General features: G+C 61.8%; 13 protein-coding genes. 3 read left to right on the forward strand and 10 right to left on the reverse strand.

Going from position 1 to position 18,289, the window contains the following annotated elements; translation table 11 throughout:
* Window positions 1-112: 112 nt before the first annotated feature.
* Together J2Y48_RS11630 and J2Y48_RS11635 are read left to right on the forward strand one after the other, a co-directional pair.
* Entirely contained in the window at window positions 113-607 is a 495-nt protein-coding gene (locus J2Y48_RS11630) for a nuclear transport factor 2 family protein (protein ID WP_310417496.1), read from the forward strand.
* Between the two features lie 257 nt (window positions 608-864).
* On the forward strand, window positions 865-1,260 hold the full coding sequence (locus tag J2Y48_RS11635) for a VOC family protein (protein WP_310417499.1): 396 nt from the start codon (window positions 865-867) through the stop codon (window positions 1,258-1,260).
* 39 nt (window positions 1,261-1,299) lie between these two features.
* On the opposite strand, the gene J2Y48_RS11640 is transcribed toward J2Y48_RS11635, so the two are convergent.
* From J2Y48_RS11640 to rnk, 7 genes are all read right to left on the reverse strand, one after another.
* Window positions 1,300-2,214 carry a DMT family transporter gene (locus tag J2Y48_RS11640; RefSeq protein ID WP_310417502.1) on the reverse strand — a complete coding sequence of 305 codons (915 nt, stop codon included), beginning with the start codon at window positions 2,212-2,214 and terminating at the stop codon, window positions 1,300-1,302.
* Between the two features lie 217 nt (window positions 2,215-2,431).
* Complete coding sequence (locus J2Y48_RS11645) at window positions 2,432-4,210, reverse strand: heavy metal translocating P-type ATPase (protein WP_405030217.1); 1,779 nt, start codon at window positions 4,208-4,210, stop codon at window positions 2,432-2,434.
* A 246-nt stretch (window positions 4,211-4,456) separates the two neighbouring features.
* Window positions 4,457-5,353, reverse strand: coding sequence for a DMT family transporter (locus J2Y48_RS11650; protein WP_405030209.1), 897 nt, complete (start codon window positions 5,351-5,353; stop codon window positions 4,457-4,459).
* A 245-nt stretch (window positions 5,354-5,598) separates the two neighbouring features.
* A complete protein-coding gene (locus tag J2Y48_RS11655) occupies window positions 5,599-6,834 on the reverse strand; it encodes an AGE family epimerase/isomerase (RefSeq protein WP_310417508.1) in 1,236 nt (411 codons plus the stop codon).
* A 263-nt stretch (window positions 6,835-7,097) separates the two neighbouring features.
* Entirely contained in the window at window positions 7,098-8,336 is a 1,239-nt protein-coding gene (locus J2Y48_RS11660) for a saccharopine dehydrogenase family protein (protein ID WP_310417510.1), read from the reverse strand.
* A gap of 39 nt (window positions 8,337-8,375) precedes the next feature.
* On the reverse strand, window positions 8,376-9,473 hold the full coding sequence (nspC, locus tag J2Y48_RS11665; protein ID WP_310417513.1) for a carboxynorspermidine decarboxylase: 1,098 nt from the start codon (window positions 9,471-9,473) through the stop codon (window positions 8,376-8,378).
* A 377-nt stretch (window positions 9,474-9,850) separates the two neighbouring features.
* Complete coding sequence (gene rnk, locus J2Y48_RS11670; RefSeq protein ID WP_310417516.1) at window positions 9,851-10,249, reverse strand: nucleoside diphosphate kinase regulator; 399 nt, start codon at window positions 10,247-10,249, stop codon at window positions 9,851-9,853.
* A 395-nt stretch (window positions 10,250-10,644) separates the two neighbouring features.
* On the opposite strand from rnk, the gene gdhA reads away from it, so the two are divergent.
* Window positions 10,645-11,994, forward strand: coding sequence for an NADP-specific glutamate dehydrogenase (gdhA, locus tag J2Y48_RS11675; protein WP_310417519.1), 1,350 nt, complete (start codon window positions 10,645-10,647; stop codon window positions 11,992-11,994).
* A gap of 118 nt (window positions 11,995-12,112) precedes the next feature.
* On the opposite strand, the gene J2Y48_RS11680 is transcribed toward gdhA, so the two are convergent.
* Genes J2Y48_RS11680 through J2Y48_RS11690 form a run of 3 tightly spaced genes read right to left on the reverse strand, consistent with a single transcriptional unit; the run spans window position 12,113 to window position 18,228 of the window.
* Window positions 12,113-13,453 carry an HlyD family type I secretion periplasmic adaptor subunit gene (locus tag J2Y48_RS11680; RefSeq protein WP_310417522.1) on the reverse strand — a complete coding sequence of 447 codons (1,341 nt, stop codon included), beginning with the start codon at window positions 13,451-13,453 and terminating at the stop codon, window positions 12,113-12,115.
* Window positions 13,454-13,466: 13 nt separating this feature from the next.
* Window positions 13,467-16,208, reverse strand: a complete 2,742-nt coding sequence (locus tag J2Y48_RS11685) for a type I secretion system permease/ATPase (RefSeq protein WP_310417525.1) — start codon at window positions 16,206-16,208, stop codon at window positions 13,467-13,469.
* Between the two features lie 10 nt (window positions 16,209-16,218).
* Window positions 16,219-18,228, reverse strand: a complete 2,010-nt coding sequence (locus J2Y48_RS11690; RefSeq protein WP_310417528.1) for a hypothetical protein — start codon at window positions 18,226-18,228, stop codon at window positions 16,219-16,221.
* Window positions 18,229-18,289 lie beyond the last annotated feature (61 nt).

Raw genomic sequence — 18,289 nt, forward strand, 5'->3', positions numbered from 1 at the left:
TCACCTCTCGCGTCAAATCTGCAAAAGTTAATCCAAAATGATGCGGCGCCCGGAATTGCCTGCGATGGCTAACGGGCGCACACTCCCTCCGTTCAAACGGAGGGAGGCATCCATGATGGATCGCAGCGAACTCGAGAGAACTGTCCGGGCGTTCTACAGGGCCCGGAATGACCATGATCTTGACGCGGTGATGAGCCTTGTCGACCCGGACGCCAGCTTCCGCATTGCGGGCAACTTTCGCCTGGGTCCGCTGACGCACATGGTCGAGGGCGCATCCGAGATCCGGGCCCGTTTTGCTGATTTGATCGCGAACTGGGACCTGTCCGTCATGAAGATCGAAAGCATGCACGTGGACGGCGACACGGCGGTGGTCCATCGGACCGGTCCGGTTCGTTTCATCCCGGAAGACAAATTCTTCGACACCGAGATGATGGACAAGCTGACCTTTCGCGAGGGACGCGTGATCGAATTCACCGAGTTCGTCGACACGCTGCTCGCGGCGGAGATCATCGGCTTTGTCAAACCATCCGGCATCTGGACCGGCGTGCCGGGGGTGCCGATGGAACCGCTGGACGCAATGGAAGATGCCGACCGGCCAAACGCCTGAGAGCAGCCTTCCGCCTTGAGACGGTCGGTGCGAGTGCGGCATCGGCAGCGCGTGCGTGGATCGTCGCTAGACGATTTCGCCATAGCGAGGCGATGGCTGTGATCTCATATGTCACGAAGGGCCGTGATGGAAAAGCCCGGTCCTTCCCGGCATTTATCACCCAATGTTTGTCAATTGTGGTATCGGGGCTGTCGTTGATCGCGACCATTTTTCGACGAATGGTTTTCGCCAAACGCAGCAAGCAGAAGAGGCCCAAATTGGCAAAATCCATCCACTCCATGATCCGCGTCCTGGACGAGGCCCGTTCGGTCGAATTCTACCGTCGGGCCTTCGGCCTTGACGTGGCCGACCGGCTCGATTTCGAAACCTTCACGCTCGTCTATCTCAGCAATGCTGAAAGCGAATTCGAGCTCGAACTGACGGTCAACAAGGGCCGGACCGAACCCTATGCGCTCGGCGACGGCTACGGCCATCTCGCCGTCTCGGTCTCCGACCTCGATGCGGAGCACGCGCGCGTCTCTGCGCTGGGCCTCAACCCCAACAAGATCGTTGAATTCAATCGCGATGGTACAATGATTGCCCGCTTCTTCTTCATCACCGATCCAGATGGCTACAAGATCGAGGTGCTGCAGCGGCAGGGACGCTTCCAATAGGCGGCAGGGGACGGCGCCGCTACCCCGAGCCGAAATCGCTCAGCGCCGTCCGTCTCGCTTCAACGTCTGCTCTCGGAAAAAGATGAAGAGGCCGGAGGCCACGATAAATCCGGCGCCAACGAGCATCGCCGTGCGCGGCAGGTCGCCGAAAAAGATCCAGCCGAACAAGACCGCCCAGATGAGCGAGGTGTATTGCAGCGGCACGACCGTCGATGCATCCGCCAGTTTCAGCGATCGGTTCACCAGTATGTGTGCCCCCATCGCGACGATTCCGAGCAGACCAAGCAGGCCGAAGTCAACCGGACTTACCGGTGCCCAGCCGCCCGGATTCAAAGCAAGGCCCACCACCGAAAATAGGCCGGCGCCCGCCACCTGCCAGAAGACCAGCGTGGTATCCGGCGTGCCGCGCAGCGTGCGGCCGAGAACCATGGCAAGGGCGAAGGCAATGCTGCCGCAGAATGCGATCAAGGCGGGCAGAGTGAGGCTTTCGGAAGACGGCTCGAGGGCGATGACGACACCGGCGAACCCGACCAGAATCGCTGTCCAGCGTCGCCAGCCGATTTTTTCACCCAGCATCAGCGGCGAGAGTGCGGCAACGTAGATCGGAGTTGCCAGCCAGTAGGTCATGGTGTCGGCGAGCGGCATATAACCGACCGCGAAGTAGAACGCCACCGCATCGAAGGCGAAAAGGAAAGAACGCAACACCTGCAGCCAAGGGCGTTCGACCCGGATCAGGCTCCGCCAGCCGGTGCGCCAGAAGAACGGCAGAAGCACGGCGATTGCCGCGATGCTGCGGATCAGCATCAGTTGCGGAACCGAATAGCTGCTGACCAGCCATTTACCGAGCGCGTCGTTCAACGAAAACAACACCATGCCGAACACCATGATCAAGATGCCGGCGCGTGTGCCGCTGGAATGGGATGTGGGAGAGGAGGAAGTGATCGCGTCTGTCATTTTGTGGCTTTCATGCGCTTGGGCACTGCGCCTGCGCAAGGCGTCTACCGGCCACGAAGAGACACTGTCGCCTCTCGCACATTCGCGACGATCCAGTCAACAATATTGATGGCTGCATGAAGTCCAGCGAAGCATCGCGTCAGCATGTGGGGCCAAGACATGCGAAAGAACAACGACCCAAAGCGCGGCAAGCGAATCTGAAAGATCGCGAAGCGCTTTAGCGCAATGCGCGCAGGGCATTGAGTATCACCGCAATATCGATCAGTTCCTGCGTGAAGGCACCGGCGACCGGCGGGAGATAGCCTGCCGCCGCGACCAGCATTGCCACGACCGACAGCCCGAGGCCGATCAGAACGCTCTGCAGCGCGATCCTCTTCGTTCGATGCGCGGTATGGATCGCCTTTATGAGGTGGTCGAGCCGGTCTACGAGAAGCACCACGTCGGCGCTCTCCGAAGACGCGGCTGCGCCGCGGGCACCCATGGCGATGCCGACGGTCGCTGTCGCCAATGCCGGCGCATCGTTGACGCCGTCGCCGACCATCATGGTTGGCTCCTTGAACGATTCCCGACGGACGATCTCAACCTTCTGTGCGGGCGTCAGTTCGCCATGTGCCTCGTCGATCCCCAATTTTGCCGCGACCGCAGCGACGACATCGGACCGATCGCCTGAAGCAAGCACGATGCGGCCGACGCCGACACCATGCAAAGCCTCCAGCATCGCCGCCGCATCCGGCCGGATCCGATCGGCCAGCATGATGATGCCGGCAAGCTCTCCGTCCACCGCGACGGCCACCACCGCGGCATCGTCAGGGACCCCGTCACGCAGGGCATAGGGGTCACCCTTGCTGCTGTCGCGGACGTAGCGGCTGCCGCCGATCGTTACCCGGCATCCGTCCACCACGCCGGTGACGCCCGTGCCAGCCGCCTCGCTGATGTCGGTTGGTGTGGAGAGCGGCAGGCCGCGTCGGCGCGCTTCCCCGACCAGTGCTTCGGCGATGACGTGGCTTGACGCCTGGTCGAGCGATGCCGCCAGACGCAGCATTTCCTGTCCATCCCAGCCCTCCGTCGTCTTCATCTCGATGACGCGGGCCTGTCCGTAGGTGAGCGTGCCGGTCTTGTCGAGGACGGCCGTCCGCACTTTGGCAAGTGCCTCGAGAGCGCCCCCGCTCTTGATCAGGACACCGAGCTTGGCCGAACGGGACATGCCGGAGATGATTGCCACCGGCAGTGCCAGGATCAGCGGGCACGGCGTGGCGACAACGAGCACCGCCAGCGCCCGGATGCGGTCGCCGGAGAGCCACCAGGCGACGCCTGCGATCAGCAGCGTCAGGACCAGGAACCACACCGCGTAGCGGTCGGCGATGCGCACGCTCGGGGCCTTGCTCGCCTGCGCCTGCTGCACCAGACGCACGATGTTGGCGTAGGTGCTTTCGGCAGCCGGACGGGTGGCGATGATGTCGAAGGCGTTGCCGAGGTTGGTGGAACCGCTCAGGATCTCGTCCCCGCTCGCCTTGTCGACCTTGGCACTCTCGCCGGTGAGGCTCGATTGGTCGAGGGCCGCCGCCTCCGATGCAAGCGTGCCGTCGACCGGAACGACTTCGCCGTGGCGAACGAGAATTCGGTCACCGGCCCGGATCTCCGAGAGCGGGACTTCCTCCAGCGCCTCCCCGGTGTAGCGCATCGCCGTGTGGGCGACCCGCCCCAGCAGCGCCGTCATCTCGCGCCGTGCCCGTCCTTCCGCATAGCTTTCGAGAAGCTGGCCGCCGGAATACATCAGCGCCACCACGTTTGCGGCGAGCGGTTCGCCGAAGGCCAGCGCCGCCGTCATTGAGAAGGCGGCGACGAGATCGAGGCCGACTTCGCCCTTTCGCAACGACGTGACGATCTCGATGGCGAGCGCGATCAGTACCGGGACGGTGGCCGTGAACCAAGTCCGGTCGGCCCATGTTTCGCTGCCATAGAGCCAGGTGATCGTGCCGCCGGCCAAGCCAGCCATGGCGATGGCGACGAGCGTCGATCGCAACGTGAAGAGAGAACTGGCAATGGACGTCGACAAAGACACTACCTTCGTGATCGCAATATCGAACACACCCCTGAACGAATGCGGTGAGGAGCAGAAACAATTGGTAAAGAAGGAGCTTAGGATACCCCATCGGACGAGTCGATACGCGGAAGGAAACAGTGCTACACCGACACCATCCTTCCGCGTATCGCAAACGGTTCCTGTTGCCCCGCTCGGCGACTATCCGCGGCGCGCGATCAGGATTCCTGCCAGGATGATCAAGCCGCCGATCGCCTGCATGACGCCGAGCGATTCGCCAAGGAGGCCCCAGGCGAGCACGGCTGCCACAACCGGCTGCAATAGCAGCGTGAGCGAAGAGAAGGCTGCCGGCAGGAAGGCGAGGGCATAGGTGATCAGCGCCTGTCCACCCGCGTGACACACAAAGGCCAGGCCGAAGACGGTGGCCCAGCCAGGGACGGTGGAGGGCAATAGCGCCGGCTCGAAGTACAGCGTGACCGGCAGCAGGCAGCAGGCGGCCGAGGCCGATCCCCATTGCATGATGCGCAACGTGTCGTAGCGGGTGCGCAATCTGTTAATGGCGAGGATATATCCGGCATAGAAAATTGCCGCCAGAACAGCGATTGCGTCGCCGTGAAGGTCGCCGCCCTCGAGCGCCGCCGGACCGCCCTTGAGGACCACGATGCCGATCGCCGCCATGAAAAGTCCGGCAACGAAGGTGCGCGTGATCGCAAAGCCGAACAGCAGCCACCCGAAAATGGTCACGAAGACCGGCGCGACGTTGCTAAGAAGCGTGGCATTCGCGACGGAGGTGATTTTGACCGCAATGTGCCAGGCGGCGAGGTCAATTGCGAGAAACACACCCGGCAGTGCCAGAAGCAAGCAGTCGCCAAGTGTCCGCGGTGGCACGTCACTGCGCTTGCCACGGTTGAGCAGTGAAAAGATGGTCAACGGGATCAGCGCCAGTACAACCCGCCAGAGCGCCGTCGCCAGCGGGCCGACTTCGGAAAGCCGCACGAAAATCGGCGAGCCGCCGATGGCGATGCTGCCGGCGACGATTGCGAGCAGCGCCACCTGGTTGGCCGACGCCGATGTTGGCAAAGTCTGGGTCTGGGTCAATGGATTCCTGCTTGAAAGTGCAAACGGCGGCCCGATGGCTGAGATCAGGCGGGGGGGGGGAGGAGATGACAGAGCTAGCAGAATGGTGCCGCTTGCAACAGGGGCAGTATTCGCACCGGTGAGTGGTTGTGCTCGGTCAAGGCGAGAGCGGTTCAAGCGCCTGCCCCGGCTGATAAGCCGGAGGAAACAGCCTGCGGCGCATTCGATCAAACGGCGCTTCCGAACGCTGAGATCGTGACGGGCAGCTAACCCGCCTCGACGATGCCCTTGGTCAGGCTGCCTGTCGCCGGATAGAGCGGGATCAGGCAGGCCTGAAGGGCATGATAGATATCGCCCTTGCCGGAAAAGAGCGTGTAGCTCGGAGTAAGATCCTCGGTCAGTTCCTCATGCCAGCCGCCGCGTGCGCGGTCGATGAAGTGACGGGAAATGCCGTCCCAGATCTTCCGGTACCAGGTCTCGTGAAAGGCGCTCGGCAGGTGCTCGCACAGGAAGGCCGCCGCCCCCACGCCCTCGGCCATCGGCCACCAGAGCTTGCTGCGCTTGGCCGGCTCGTCGTTCCAGTCGAGCGTGTAGAAGAAGCCGCCCTTGTCGTCGTCCCAAGCAAGTTCGATGGACTGTAAGAACAGCGCCTTGGCCGCCTCAGGCATCCAGTCGTGCCTGCGTCCGCCAAGCGACCAGAGCTGCAGCACCAGCCGCGCCCATTCGAGCCAATGGCCGGGAGTGGTGCCCGAAGGGCGAAACATCTCGTTGCCCTGGTAATCCTTGTCGAGCACCCAGTTCTCGTCGAAGTGCTCCGGCACGCGAAAACCGTTCTCGCCGGCCCGGCGGCGGATGATCAAGTCGGCGATCCGTTCGGCCTTGTGCAGATAATCCGTCTCGCCGGTGGCCTCGAAAGCTGCCATCAGCGCTTCGGTCAGGTGCATGTTCGAGTTCTGACCGCGATACCCCGGGACCAGCGACCAGTCGGCGGCAAATTCCTCGGCGATGGCGCCGTGCTCGTCCTCCCAGAAACGGGTGTTCAGAACGTCGGTGACATCCGCGAGCATGCGATCGGCGTCCGGGTGGCCGGCAACCTTGGCGCTGGACGCTGCCAGCAGCACGAACGCATGACCATATCCCTGCTTGCTGGTATCCAATGGGCCGGAGTTGTCGAGCGACCAGTAGTACCCGCCCCGCGCATGGTCGCGATGCTTCTCCCAGAGGAACCGCATGCCATGGTCGATGATGTCGTCGGAACCTGGCCGGCCAAGCAGGCTGCCGATCGAGAAGCAATGCACCATGCGCGTGGTCGAATGGATGCCGCGGGTCGGGTTGCCGGGATTCAGCGGCCGGCCATCGGCGTCCAGTTCAAAGAAGCCACCATTCGGATTGAACGTGTTGGTCTGGAAGAAGTCGAAGAGGCCGTTCGCCTGGGTCCAGAGCCATTCGCGATGATAGGTCCGCTTGCGCCAGGCAAGGCCCAACTGACCGTTCGTGCCCATGGTGTATCCTCCTCGCTAATTCATGTCGAACGAAACCGTAAACCGTTCGATACCGGGGGACTCTCGGCCGAATTGATCTCGGCGAGGTCAACGGAATGGGAGGCACTTTATTGCTTAGAATTGGTGCATGAGCAAGTTTAAAACGTTTTAAATTGCAGATATCGTCGCAGCCGCTGTCGGCTGCAACGCACGGCAACGCAACTGCCGGAACTGGACTCGCGGCATGACCGCGAGTCCCTTGTTAGGAGCAATCAGCGACCCGCTCAGGTGAACAGGGGACGCTCCTCGCCGTTTTCCTGGATCCAGGTGGAAAGTCCGATCTTGCCGAGGACTTCGAGGAACGGCTTCGGCGGCAGTTCTTCGACGTTTGCCATCTGCTTGACGTCCCATTCACCTCGAGCGACCAGCATGGCAGCGGCGACCGCCGGCACGCCCGCGGTGTAGGAAATGCCCTGCGAGCCGACTTCGTTGTAGGCTTCCTTGTGGTCGGCGACGTTGTAGATGAACACCGTCCGCTCCTTGCCGTCCTTGATGCCCTTGACGTAGTCGCCGATGCAGGTCTTGCCTTCATAGTTCGGGGCGAGCGAGGCCGGGTCCGGCAGGCAGGCCTTGACCACCTTGAGCGGCACGACTTCCTGGCCTTCCGCCGTCTTGACCGGCTGCTCGGAGAGCAGGCCGATGTTCTTCAGCACGGTGAAGACGTTGATGTAGTGATCGCCGAAGCCCATCCAGAAGCGGACGTCCGCGCCGTCCATGTTCTTCGCCAGCGAGTGCACCTCGTCATGGCCGCAGAGATAGGCCTTGCGCTTGCCGACCACCGGCAGGTCGTATTCCTTGCCGATCTCGAACATCTGGTTGGTCTGCCACTCGCCCTTCTGCCAGGAATAGACGACGCCGGTGAATTCGCGGAAGTTGATCTCCGGGTCGAAGTTGGTGGCGAAGTACTTGCCGTGGCTGCCGGCGTTGATGTCGACGATGTCGACCTCGGTGACCTTGTCGAGGTATTCGTCCTTGGCGAGGCGCGCATAGGCGTTGACGACGCCCGGATCGAAGCCGGCGCCGAGGATGGCGGTGATGCCCTTATCCTTGCACTCATCGGCGCGCTTCCACTCGTAGTTTCCATACCACGGCGGCGTCTCGCAGATCTTGCCCGGCTCTTCGTGGATCGCCGTGTCGATATAGGCGACGCCGGTGTCCATGCAGGCGCGCAGCACCGACATGTTGAGGAAGGCGGTGCCGACGTTGATGACGATCTGGATGCCGGTCTTTTGGATCAGCGCCTTTGTCGCCTCGATGTCGAGGGCGTCGAGCGCGTGGGCTTCGAGGACGCCCGGCTGCTTCATCGCCTTCTTCTCATTCACCGATGCGATGATCGCGTCGCACTTCGCCTTGGTCCGCGAAGCGATATGAATGTCTCCCAATACATCGTTGTTCTGGGCGCACTTGTGCGCCACGACCTGTGCCACGCCACCGGCGCCGATGATGAGAACGTTCTTTTTCATTTCGGGGGATATCTCCTTCTACCCGTTTGCCAAGGAGCCTCAGGAAAGGCTCTGTTCGAAGTCCGTATAGGTGAATTCGCGGACGGTTCTGATGCTGCCATCCAATTCCCTGATGGCGATCGCCGGCATCTTCACGCCATTGAACCAGTTCTTTTTGACCATCGTATAACCGGCGGCGTCCTGGAACGAGATTCGGTCGCCGACCTTCAACTCGTTCGCAAATCGGAACTCGCCGAAGACATCGCCGGCGAGGCAGGACTTGCCGCAGACCATGTAGTTGTGCGGCCCTTCATTCGGAGAGACCTTCGCGTTCTCGCGATAGATCAGCAGATCAAGCATGTGGGCCTCGATCGACGAGTCGACGATGGCGAGATTCTTGCCATTGAAAAGCGTGTCGAGCACGGTCACTTCCAGCGTCGTCGATTTGGTGATCGAGGCCTCGCCGGGCTCGAGATAGACCTGCACGCCGTACTCGCCGGAAAAACGCTTCAGCCGCTCGGCGAAGCGCTCGATCGGATAATCGTCGCCGGTGAAGTGGATGCCGCCGCCGAGGCTGACCCATTCGGCCTTCTTCAGGAGCGGTGCGAAGCGTTCCTCGATCGTCCCGAGCATGCTGTCGAACAGGTCGAAGTCGGAATTTTCGCAGTTGTTGTGGATCATGAAGCCCGAAACCCGGTCCATCACTTTCTCCACGCGTGCGACGCCCCATTCGCCGAGACGCGAGAAGGGGCGGGCAGGATCGGCGAGATCGAAGCTCGAGGAACTCACCTGCGGATTCAGCCGCAGGCCGCGGACGATGCCCGAGGCCTTGTCGGCAAAACGCTCCAACTGACCGATCGAATTGAAGATGATCTTGTCGGCATGGCTGACGACCTCATCGATCTCATAGTCGGCATAGGCAACCGAATAGGCGTGGGTTTCCTTGCCGAAGCGCTCGTGACCGAGGCGTACCTCGTTGAGGGAGGAAGACGTCGTGCCGTCCATGTAGTCGCGCATCAGATCGAAGACGGACCAGGTGGCGAAGCATTTCAGCGCCAACAGGGCCTTGGCGCCGGACTTCTCCCGCACCTCGGCGATCTTCTCCATGTTCTGGAGAAGCTTCGACTTGTCGATCAGATAGTAGGGCGTCTGGATCATGGATCTTCGTGTCTTTCGTGAGGTGGAAGGCGTTGCGGTCTTCTCCCGCATGCAAGCCTCCGCGCGATGGATCGCTCAGTCGGCCTATCGTGTTCAATTCGGAAAGCGGCACCGGCGTCCTGCACATCGGCGCGGTGACGGGATTGTCATCTCTAGAGCTAAGGGAGCACCTTGCGCGATTCCTCGTCCCGGCCGCGGACAACCGTTGCAACGGCCGGGCTACGATCGCGCCTTAAATCGCAATAGCCTCTGCCCGCGGTGAGAGAAGAACGACAGCATGGCGCCATCTAAGTCCGGAAGCCCGGGAAGTCAAGGCGTGGGCGGGACCCCCGGTAGCGGGTTTTGGCCCATCGGCCTGCCTGGGGGAGCGCGACCCGTCAGGCTCCCTCTGCGGGGGCATTATCCTTCACCTCGACGACCTTCAGCCGGTGGTTCTGACCGTCGCGGGCCTTCCAGTCGATGGCCTGTCCCGGCGCAAGACCAAGGAGGGCAACGCCGATGGGGGTCATCACGGAGATTTTCGCCTGTTCGATGTCGGCGTCGCCCGGATAAACAAGCGTCACCGTCCTGGCCTGGCCGGCCTCGGTTTCGTAGGTCACGGTCGAGCCCATCTGGACCGTATCGGACGCCACCTGATCGCTCGGGAGAACCGACGCGCGCTCCAATTCTCCGAGCAGTTCGTCCGCAACTTCGAAATTGCGGTCGAGCGCGGCTTGGGCCAGATCGTTGAGGCGGGCATAGTCGGCCTCCCGGACATAGATCAACGGCTTGTTCATAACGATGTAACTCCTGTTCAATCTGCAATGTGTCGCTTCTGCGCGCACGATGAACGATGCCGCAGCGGGTAGATGTGTTTGTTGATTGGTGTCGCGCGTTGCAGAAGATGACTACCATGCTCCCCGACACCCGGGGCGCGACAGCGACCGGATTCGGGCTAATGTCCTGCGATCGGACAGTCTTGGTACCGGCTACCCGGATGGGCGATCGAATTAGTAGTCATCTTATAATGATTGCCGCTCGACGATCCGGTGTCAAGGAGGCCGCGTCAGATGATCGCGGAGAGCACCGCACCGAACTTTGTCAATTTCCGGTTCAAATCGTCCCGATATTCCGATAGTTCCGTTTTCGCGCCAACGATTGCCTTGTTAACTATCGGCGCACGGAGAGCACGATGACCAATGTAGATGAGAAGTTGGAGCCGATCCTCACCGAGGTTTTACGGCGTAATGTGGGTGAAGTTGAGTTCCATCAAGCCGTTCGGGAGGTTCTTGAAAGCCTTGGGCGCGTGGTGGCCAAACATCCGCGTTACGCCGAGAACGCACTCATCGAACGCATTTGCGAACCGGAACGCCAGATCATTTTCCGCGTGCCGTGGATCGACGACGCCGGCCAGGTCCAGATCAATCGCGGTTTCCGCGTCCAGTTCAATTCGGCACTAGGCCCCTACAAGGGCGGAATCCGCTTCCACCCGTCCGTCAACGTCGGCATCATCAAGTTCCTCGGCTTCGAGCAGACATTCAAGAACGCACTGACGGGCATGCCGATCGGTGGCGGCAAGGGAGGATCAGATTTCAATCCGAGAGGCCGCTCGGACCGCGAGATCATGCGGTTCTGCCAGTCCTTCATGACCGAACTGCACCGGCACCTGGGAGAATACACCGACGTCCCGGCCGGCGATATCGGCGTGGGGGGACGCGAAATCGGCTACATGTTCGGCCAGTACAAGCGGCTCACGAACCGCTACGAGGCGGGCGTCCTCACCGGCAAGGCGTTGTTTTATGGCGGCTCGCGTGCACGCAAGGAAGCAACCGGCTACGGCGCGACATATTTCGTCCAGCGGATGCTTGGCACCAAGGGCCAGGATTTTGCAGGAAAGCGGGTGGTGGTCTCCGGCTCGGGCAACGTCGCGGTCTATACCATGGAGAAGGTGATCGAGTTCGGCGGCAAGGTCGTCGCCTGCTCGGACTCGAACGGCTACATCGTCGACGAGGCGGGCATCGATCTCAATTTGGTCAAGGAAATCAAGGAAGTTCGCCGGGCCCGGATCGCTGAATATGCGCGCCTGAAAGGGGCCGGGTCTCACTATGTGGAGGGCGGCTCCGTTTGGGACGTGCCCTGCGATGTCGCCATGCCGTCGGCTACGCAAAACGAACTAACCGGCCGGGATGCGCGCCTCCTCGTCAAGAACGGCGTCACTGCCGTCGGCGAGGGTGCCAACATGCCGTGCACGCCGGAAGCCGTGCGCATCTTCCAGGACGCCGGCGTGCTGTTTGCCCCCGGCAAGGCCGCGAATGCCGGCGGCGTTGCAACCTCGGCACTGGAAATGCAGCAAAACGCCTCGCGTGACAGCTGGACGTTCGAGCAGACCGAGACGCGCCTTGCGACGATCATGCGCGACATCCACGACCGCTGTGCCGAGACGGCGGAGGAATATGGCGCGCCCGGCGATTACGTGCTTGGGGCCAACATCGCCGGCTTCGTCCGCGTGGCGGAGGCGATGGACGCCCTCGGCGTCATCTGACGCAGATTGATCGAGCCACGGGCGACCAGTCGCCCGTGGCTCAGTTCGGGCGGGGCATGGAAAGCGGGACGACGGAGTTCCGCTTTCGTTGCCTTTTGCCCGCTCCCTTTCGGAGGAATCAGCGCTCGGTGAACGCCCTGGACATGCTGTCGGTGATCGGCTTGACCAGGTAGCTGAAGAAGGTTCGCTGCGCCGTCTGGATCATCACCTCTGCCGGCATTCCCGGAGTCGGGTGGAATCCCTTGACCTTGGCAAGTTCACTCGCCGGAATGTCTATACGCGCCAGATAGACATCATGGGCCGGCATGCCGGGTTTGCTGTCTTCCAGCGCATCGGCCGAAATGTAGAACAACTCGCCATGCAGAACCGGCGTCGTCCTCTGATTCAGGGCAACCAGGCGAACGGTCGCCGTCTGCCCGACCGCGACGCTGTCGATGCTGTTGCGCGGGATCTGGGCTTCGATGATCAAGGGCACGCCCTTCGGCAGTATTTCCAGGATTCCCTTGCCGCTTTCGATGACGCCGCCCGGCGTGTGATAGTAGGTGCGGATCACCGTGCCGGTGACGGGTGCGATGATCGTAACGCGCTTCAGAATATTCTCGGCCTGGCGCGCCTGCTCCCGCACCGTGTCGAGATCGCCCTGGATGGCTTGCAGCTTGTCCAGCGCGTCTTCCCGGTAGGAGACCTCGGCGCGGCTGACTTCCTGCTGGCCCTTCACGATCTGCGCCTGCGTCTCGGCAACCTCGGCCTCCAGCCTGCCGATCTGCCCCTGGGCGTCGGCCATCGCGCGTTCGAGCGCCTTCATTTCGGTCAGCCGCAGCAACCCCATGCTCACCAGCTTTTTCTTGTTCTGGTGCTCCTCCCTCAGCAGCGACAATTGCTCGATGACCGCGTCACGTTGCCGGTTATAGCCGACGCTGCGGAATTCCAGTGCCTTGATGTTCTGGCTGAGCAGGGAAAGCTCGTTGGATTGCTTCATCCGCTGCGCTTTGAAGTTGAGCTGCTGGTTGACGATGATGGACCAGACTTCCGCGTCGCCGCGATACTTGTCCAGCAGTTCGGAAACCTCCATCTGTTCGTCGCCCTCAAACTGCGAGGTCAGGCGCGCGACGGTCGCCTCCAGCCGGATCCGACGGAGGAACAGTTCCCGTTCCTTGGCCAAGGCAGCCGTCTCGTCGAGCTTGATCAGCGGCTGGCCTTCCACCACCTCGTCGCCCTCGTTGACCAGCAGTTCCTTGATGATGCCGCCTTCATAGTGCTGGACGACCTTGTTGCGCCCGGTTGCGACAAAGCTGCCCTGGGCGATGACCGCGGCGGCCAGCGGGGCGGTGAACGCCCAGACGCCGAAACCTCCGAATGTCGCGCACAACAGGATCATTCCGACCGCCAATTGTTTCCGGATCGATCGGGGAACGTCCGCGTACCACTCGATGTCATGGACCTTGGCTATATCGGACATGTTCGGGGAACTCCTACTGCAACAGATGGCCGAACGAGCCGGTTTCGGTGTTGATTCCGCGTGCCTCCAGCGCCTTCAAGACGTCCTGGCGCATGCCAAACAGCGCCACCGTGCCGTTGACCATCAGCAAGACCTTGTCGACGCTGTTGAGGAGGGACGGACGCTGGGTGATCGTTATCACCGTGATCTTGTGGTCCTTCGCATGCTGCAAAGCGCGCGTGAGCGCCGCATCGCCGGCACTGTCGAGATTCGAATTGGGCTCGTCGAGCACGACCATGCGGGGATCGCCGAAGAACGCGCGAGCCAGTGCGATTCGCTGCTTCTGGCCGCCGGAAAGCGGTGCTCCATCGGCCGCCACGATCGTCTCGTAGCCATGCGGCAGCGTGGCGATCATTTCGTGGACGTCGGCCAGCATTGCTGCTCTGTAGATCTGTTCGTCGGTTGCGTCCTCGCGCATGCGGGCGATGTTCGCCTTGATCGTACCCGGAAACAGTTGCACGTCTTGCGGCAGGTAGCCGATGTTCTCGCCGAACTGCCGCTGGTCCCAGTTCCTCAAATCCATCAGGTCGAGGCGAACGTTTCCCGATGTGGGCAGGATCGAGCCGACCAGCATCTTCCCCAGCGTTGTCTTTCCCGCGCCGGAATTGCCGATGACCGCCAAGGAATCGCCCGGTTGCAGCGCAAAGGAAATGCCGTTCAGCACGACGCGCTTGGTGCCACCGGGCACGTAGAGCAACCGCTCGACGTCGAGGCGGCCTTCCGGCCGCGGCAGGTTCAGGCGTTCGAAATTCAGCGGCGAGGCCTTGAGCAGGGCCGTTATCCGCCCATAGGCGGCACGGGACTGGCTGTACTGGTGCCAGCCTTCGATGGCGCCTTCGATGGGGGCCAACCCGCGGCCTGCGATGATCGACGAGGCGATCACCATGCCGCCGGTCATTTCGCCCTGAATGGCCAGATGCGCCCCCCAACCCAGCATGGCGACCTGTGCCAGCAGCCGGACGCCCTTCGAAGCGGCCGCAACGGCGATGTTGCGGTCCTGGGCGATGACCTGCGCTTTGAGGGAGGCCGCCGTATCCCGTCCCCAGATCTGCACCGCCTCCGGTATCATCGCCAGTGCATTGATGATCTGTGAGTTGCGGGACATCGACTCCAGGTGGAGGTTGGCCTTCACCTGCGCGGTGTTCGCTTCCGCAAACGAAGCTGCGGTTAGTCGCTGATTGATGAGCGTGAAGACCAGGAGCATGAGAGCGGTCGCAATTACGATGGCCCCGAGATGGGGGTGGATCAGAAAGACGGCCACCACGAAGAAGGGCGCAAGCGGGGCATCAAGAAACGACAGAAGCGTTCTGGATACCAGGAACGAGCGGACCTGCTGGAGATCGCCCAGCGTCTGGTATTCCCGGCCGTTCGAGTTCAGGGACGCGCGCGCCGCAGCGCTGAGAATGGGAGCGCCCAGCTGCGCGGCGACCTCGACCGCGGTGCGCATCAAAATGAAACGGCGAATGGCGTCAAATATCGATTGCAGGACGATGGCGCCGACAATGACCAGCGTCAGCATGATCAGGGTGTCCATCGATCGGCTTGTCAGAACCCGATCCGATATCTGGAACAGGTAGATCGGAATCGCCAGCACGAGAATGTTGCTGGCGAGCGTAAAGATCATGACGACGACGAGGTTGCGCCGAACGGCATCGACACCAGCCTTGAGGCTGGCGGAGAAATCGACGGGACCGAGGCGTTTGTGAAACGTGCCCCCGCCGGAACCCGTTCCCTTGCCGCCACCGCCGTTAAGGGTCTTGTTGGGACGGTGCTCGTCGGTCTTGATCGGCCCCGTGTCGCCCTCGATCGTTACGATGCCCTCCGGGCCTTTGGCCACCGTCTCCTCCCGCTTCACCGGGGCAGGACGGGCCTTTCCGGTCGGCAGCACCCGTTCATCGGCTTGCACCGCATCTGAACCAGATGTGCGCGCCTGCGCAGCCGATGCTGTATTTTCCGATCGCTGCGGCGGTTGCGCGGCGGGATCGTGGCCAGTTGCCTGCAATGGTGCGGCGGCTGGCCCGCCTTGGGCAGCCAGGGCCGGGCTTCGTTCGGAGAGTTCGCTAGCCTTCGGGGGGGAAGCGGCATTTGCAACTGCCGTGACGCGTTCCGGTGCCTTGACTGAGCCGCCGTCGGATTTGGCCTGTGCCGGTTTAACATGGCCGATCGACCGATGCGTCTCGGCATCGCCGTCCTGCGCGCTTGCCTGCGGGGCGGCGCGAGATTCCGCCTGCCGCGGATTTTTCAGGGCAGGCGCGAGCGCTGTAACGGTCGCAACGAACTTGGTCGGACCCGATTCGTTTCCGCCAGCGCATGAAGAAGGCTTGGTGATCTGCGGGACCGGTTCGGGCCGGGTAGCCAGAGGCTGGACCGGCGCCTCTGCGGTGAAATCAGGCACGACTTGAACCAAACCGGACGTCGCGGGCTGGAAGCTCCTGCGGGCGCTACTCCAAAAGGGGATGTCGCCCGCGCGGTCGTCTGTATTGATGGCCTCGCCAGGCGGAGAATCTTTCGCCGGCGAGGGCCGTTCGTCGGCGGCAGGCGGATCGACCGTCTGGATCAGCGACAACAAAGGCGGATCCGGTGGCCCCTCTGGCGCTGGCTGTGCGGGTTCCGCATGCGGGTCGATGGCCGCCGCGTCCCGGCATTGCTGTACGGCCTGCTCGAACAGTGCATAGGCATCCGTCGAGTCGGCAGCCCTCCTCCGATGGTCTGACATCGTTTTCCCCTCAATGTCCGAGTAGGTGTTGCAGCCCGTCGTCCGTCTGCCCTTCGTGAGCGGCAGGCAGGTAAACGCCCGGTGCTGCTTCGTGAGCGGGCTCGAGCATCGAATCGTCGAGGAACAGCACGGCCTCGCTGACCAGTGCGTCGGCACCGGGGCCGCCGAAGTCGGGCTTGTTCGAGATCAGTTCCGCCTGGACGAGTGTTTCCTGGGAGTATTTTTCGCCTCCGACATAGGTCTTTCCCAAGGAGTCCAGGTCAAGGATGACGGCGTGATTGATGAGCGCATTTCCGCCTGTCGACACGGCCCAGTCCGCATCCAGATGCGGCTTCAACTGGTCCATCGCCAGGGCGATCTGGTCGCTGTCGCCCAGGATGCTCGTCTGCTTGATATATTGCAGGTTGAGCAGGTCACCATTGATGTAGAGAACCCGCAAGCCTTCCAAGCCGGTGAAGGCATCATCCGTCAACACGCCTTTGGAAATGCTGTTGCCGCCGTCTGCGAGATCGTTTGCGAGGGTCAGATACTTGCTCGACAGGGCTTCAAAACGGTCGGCGCCGCCAATGTTGGCGATATAGGCGTCGTTCCACAGCAAGTTCCCGCCGGTGGATACCGAGCCCGTACCCGTCGTATGGAATCCGGGAAGCGCGCCCACGACGTCGTTGTCGAACAACACGTTGATCTGTTGAATCAGGTTGGCGTCGTACACGGAGCCACCAACGATGATCAGATCGTAGGCGAAGCCAAGGTCGAGAATGGACGTCTGGTTGACCCCCAGATTGCCGCCGCTGATGACGCTTGTGGTGACCCCGGACGAAGACAAAACACCGATATCGTCGTCGGTCTTGAAGATGAATTGTTCGAGCCAGTTGACCATCAGCAGGTCGCCGTCGATCTTGGTGATCGACCAGTATTTGGGAAAGCCGCCTAGATCGGCACCGGTGTCGTCATCGGTCGATTTGTCGATGCGCTCGAACTCGGCAATGTTGAACAGCTGGTTGATCGTACCGTTGCTCGACCAGTCCTTGATGCCGGCGCTGATCGTGTCGACGTCCCACAGGACGTTGACCTGGACGATCGCGTTGATTTCGTAGTAGTTGCCGACGACCGCGGTGACCTTGGCCCCGGTCCAGAGGTTCTTCAGAATGGCTTCGTTGACCAGCGTATTGTCGCCTGCGGTCAGGGTGACGGAAGCCTCGACCTTGTAGGATCCGTCCTCGCCGACCGTCACGTTGCCGGTCCAGGTGTCGCCGTCCGGCGCCTCCTCTTCCTGGTCGTCGAAATTGTAGTAGTCCTTCAGATCGGGTGCTTCGTCGACGAGTTCGCCGTTGACATAGATGCCCTGGAGGGACGTCGACTGGGTGACGAAGACCTTGAAGGGGCCGTCGTGATCGGCGTCGACCTGTTCCAGCCGCGTCCCGGCCAACTTGATCGTCTCGATGATCTCCGCGCTCGATCCCGGCCGTTGCAGGTCGCCGATCGGCGACAGCGAATAGGCCATCTCTGCCGCATCGAGCATTTCCGCGCTGTCGACCGGATTGGGCGAGAAAACCAGGCCGTGCCCGCCGACGCTGAAATAGTCGTTATCGGAGAGCAGGATCATCTGGTTGACGTAGGTGACTACCGAGCCGATGGGATCGATTTCCGGCATAAGGACCGTGTTGGCAGCGATGCCCGCAGCGAAGCCTTGCGGCGTGTGCCAAGGCGGTTCGGGGAAGGGGAAGGACTCCAGGTTGAACGGCGTTGCTGGTAACTGTGGGAGCGGCAGTTTCCACGGCGGCACATAGATGAGCTCAGGCCCCGGGGAAAAGTACTTCACGCCCGGGTCATAGCCAAGAAAGTCATAGGGCGCCGCAAACGGACTTTTATCGGGGAGGGGCGGGGGCAAATCCGCATCCACGGACTTGTGGGCCTGGAAATCGTCGTAGGCCTCCCTATGCATTGCGCGTTCAGCATTGAGCTGGAACATGCCGATGAAATGGGCGATCTCTTCGGTGATCTTGTCCATTGCCGTCATGACACGCGACCCTTTCGACGTTTGGCCGTTAGGCGAGCCCTGCAGCCTGGAAGGAACTGCA

Origin of the sequence: Mycoplana sp. BE70 (genome assembly GCF_031455855.1) — a bacterium.
Lineage (GTDB): Bacteria > Pseudomonadota > Alphaproteobacteria > Rhizobiales > Rhizobiaceae > Mycoplana.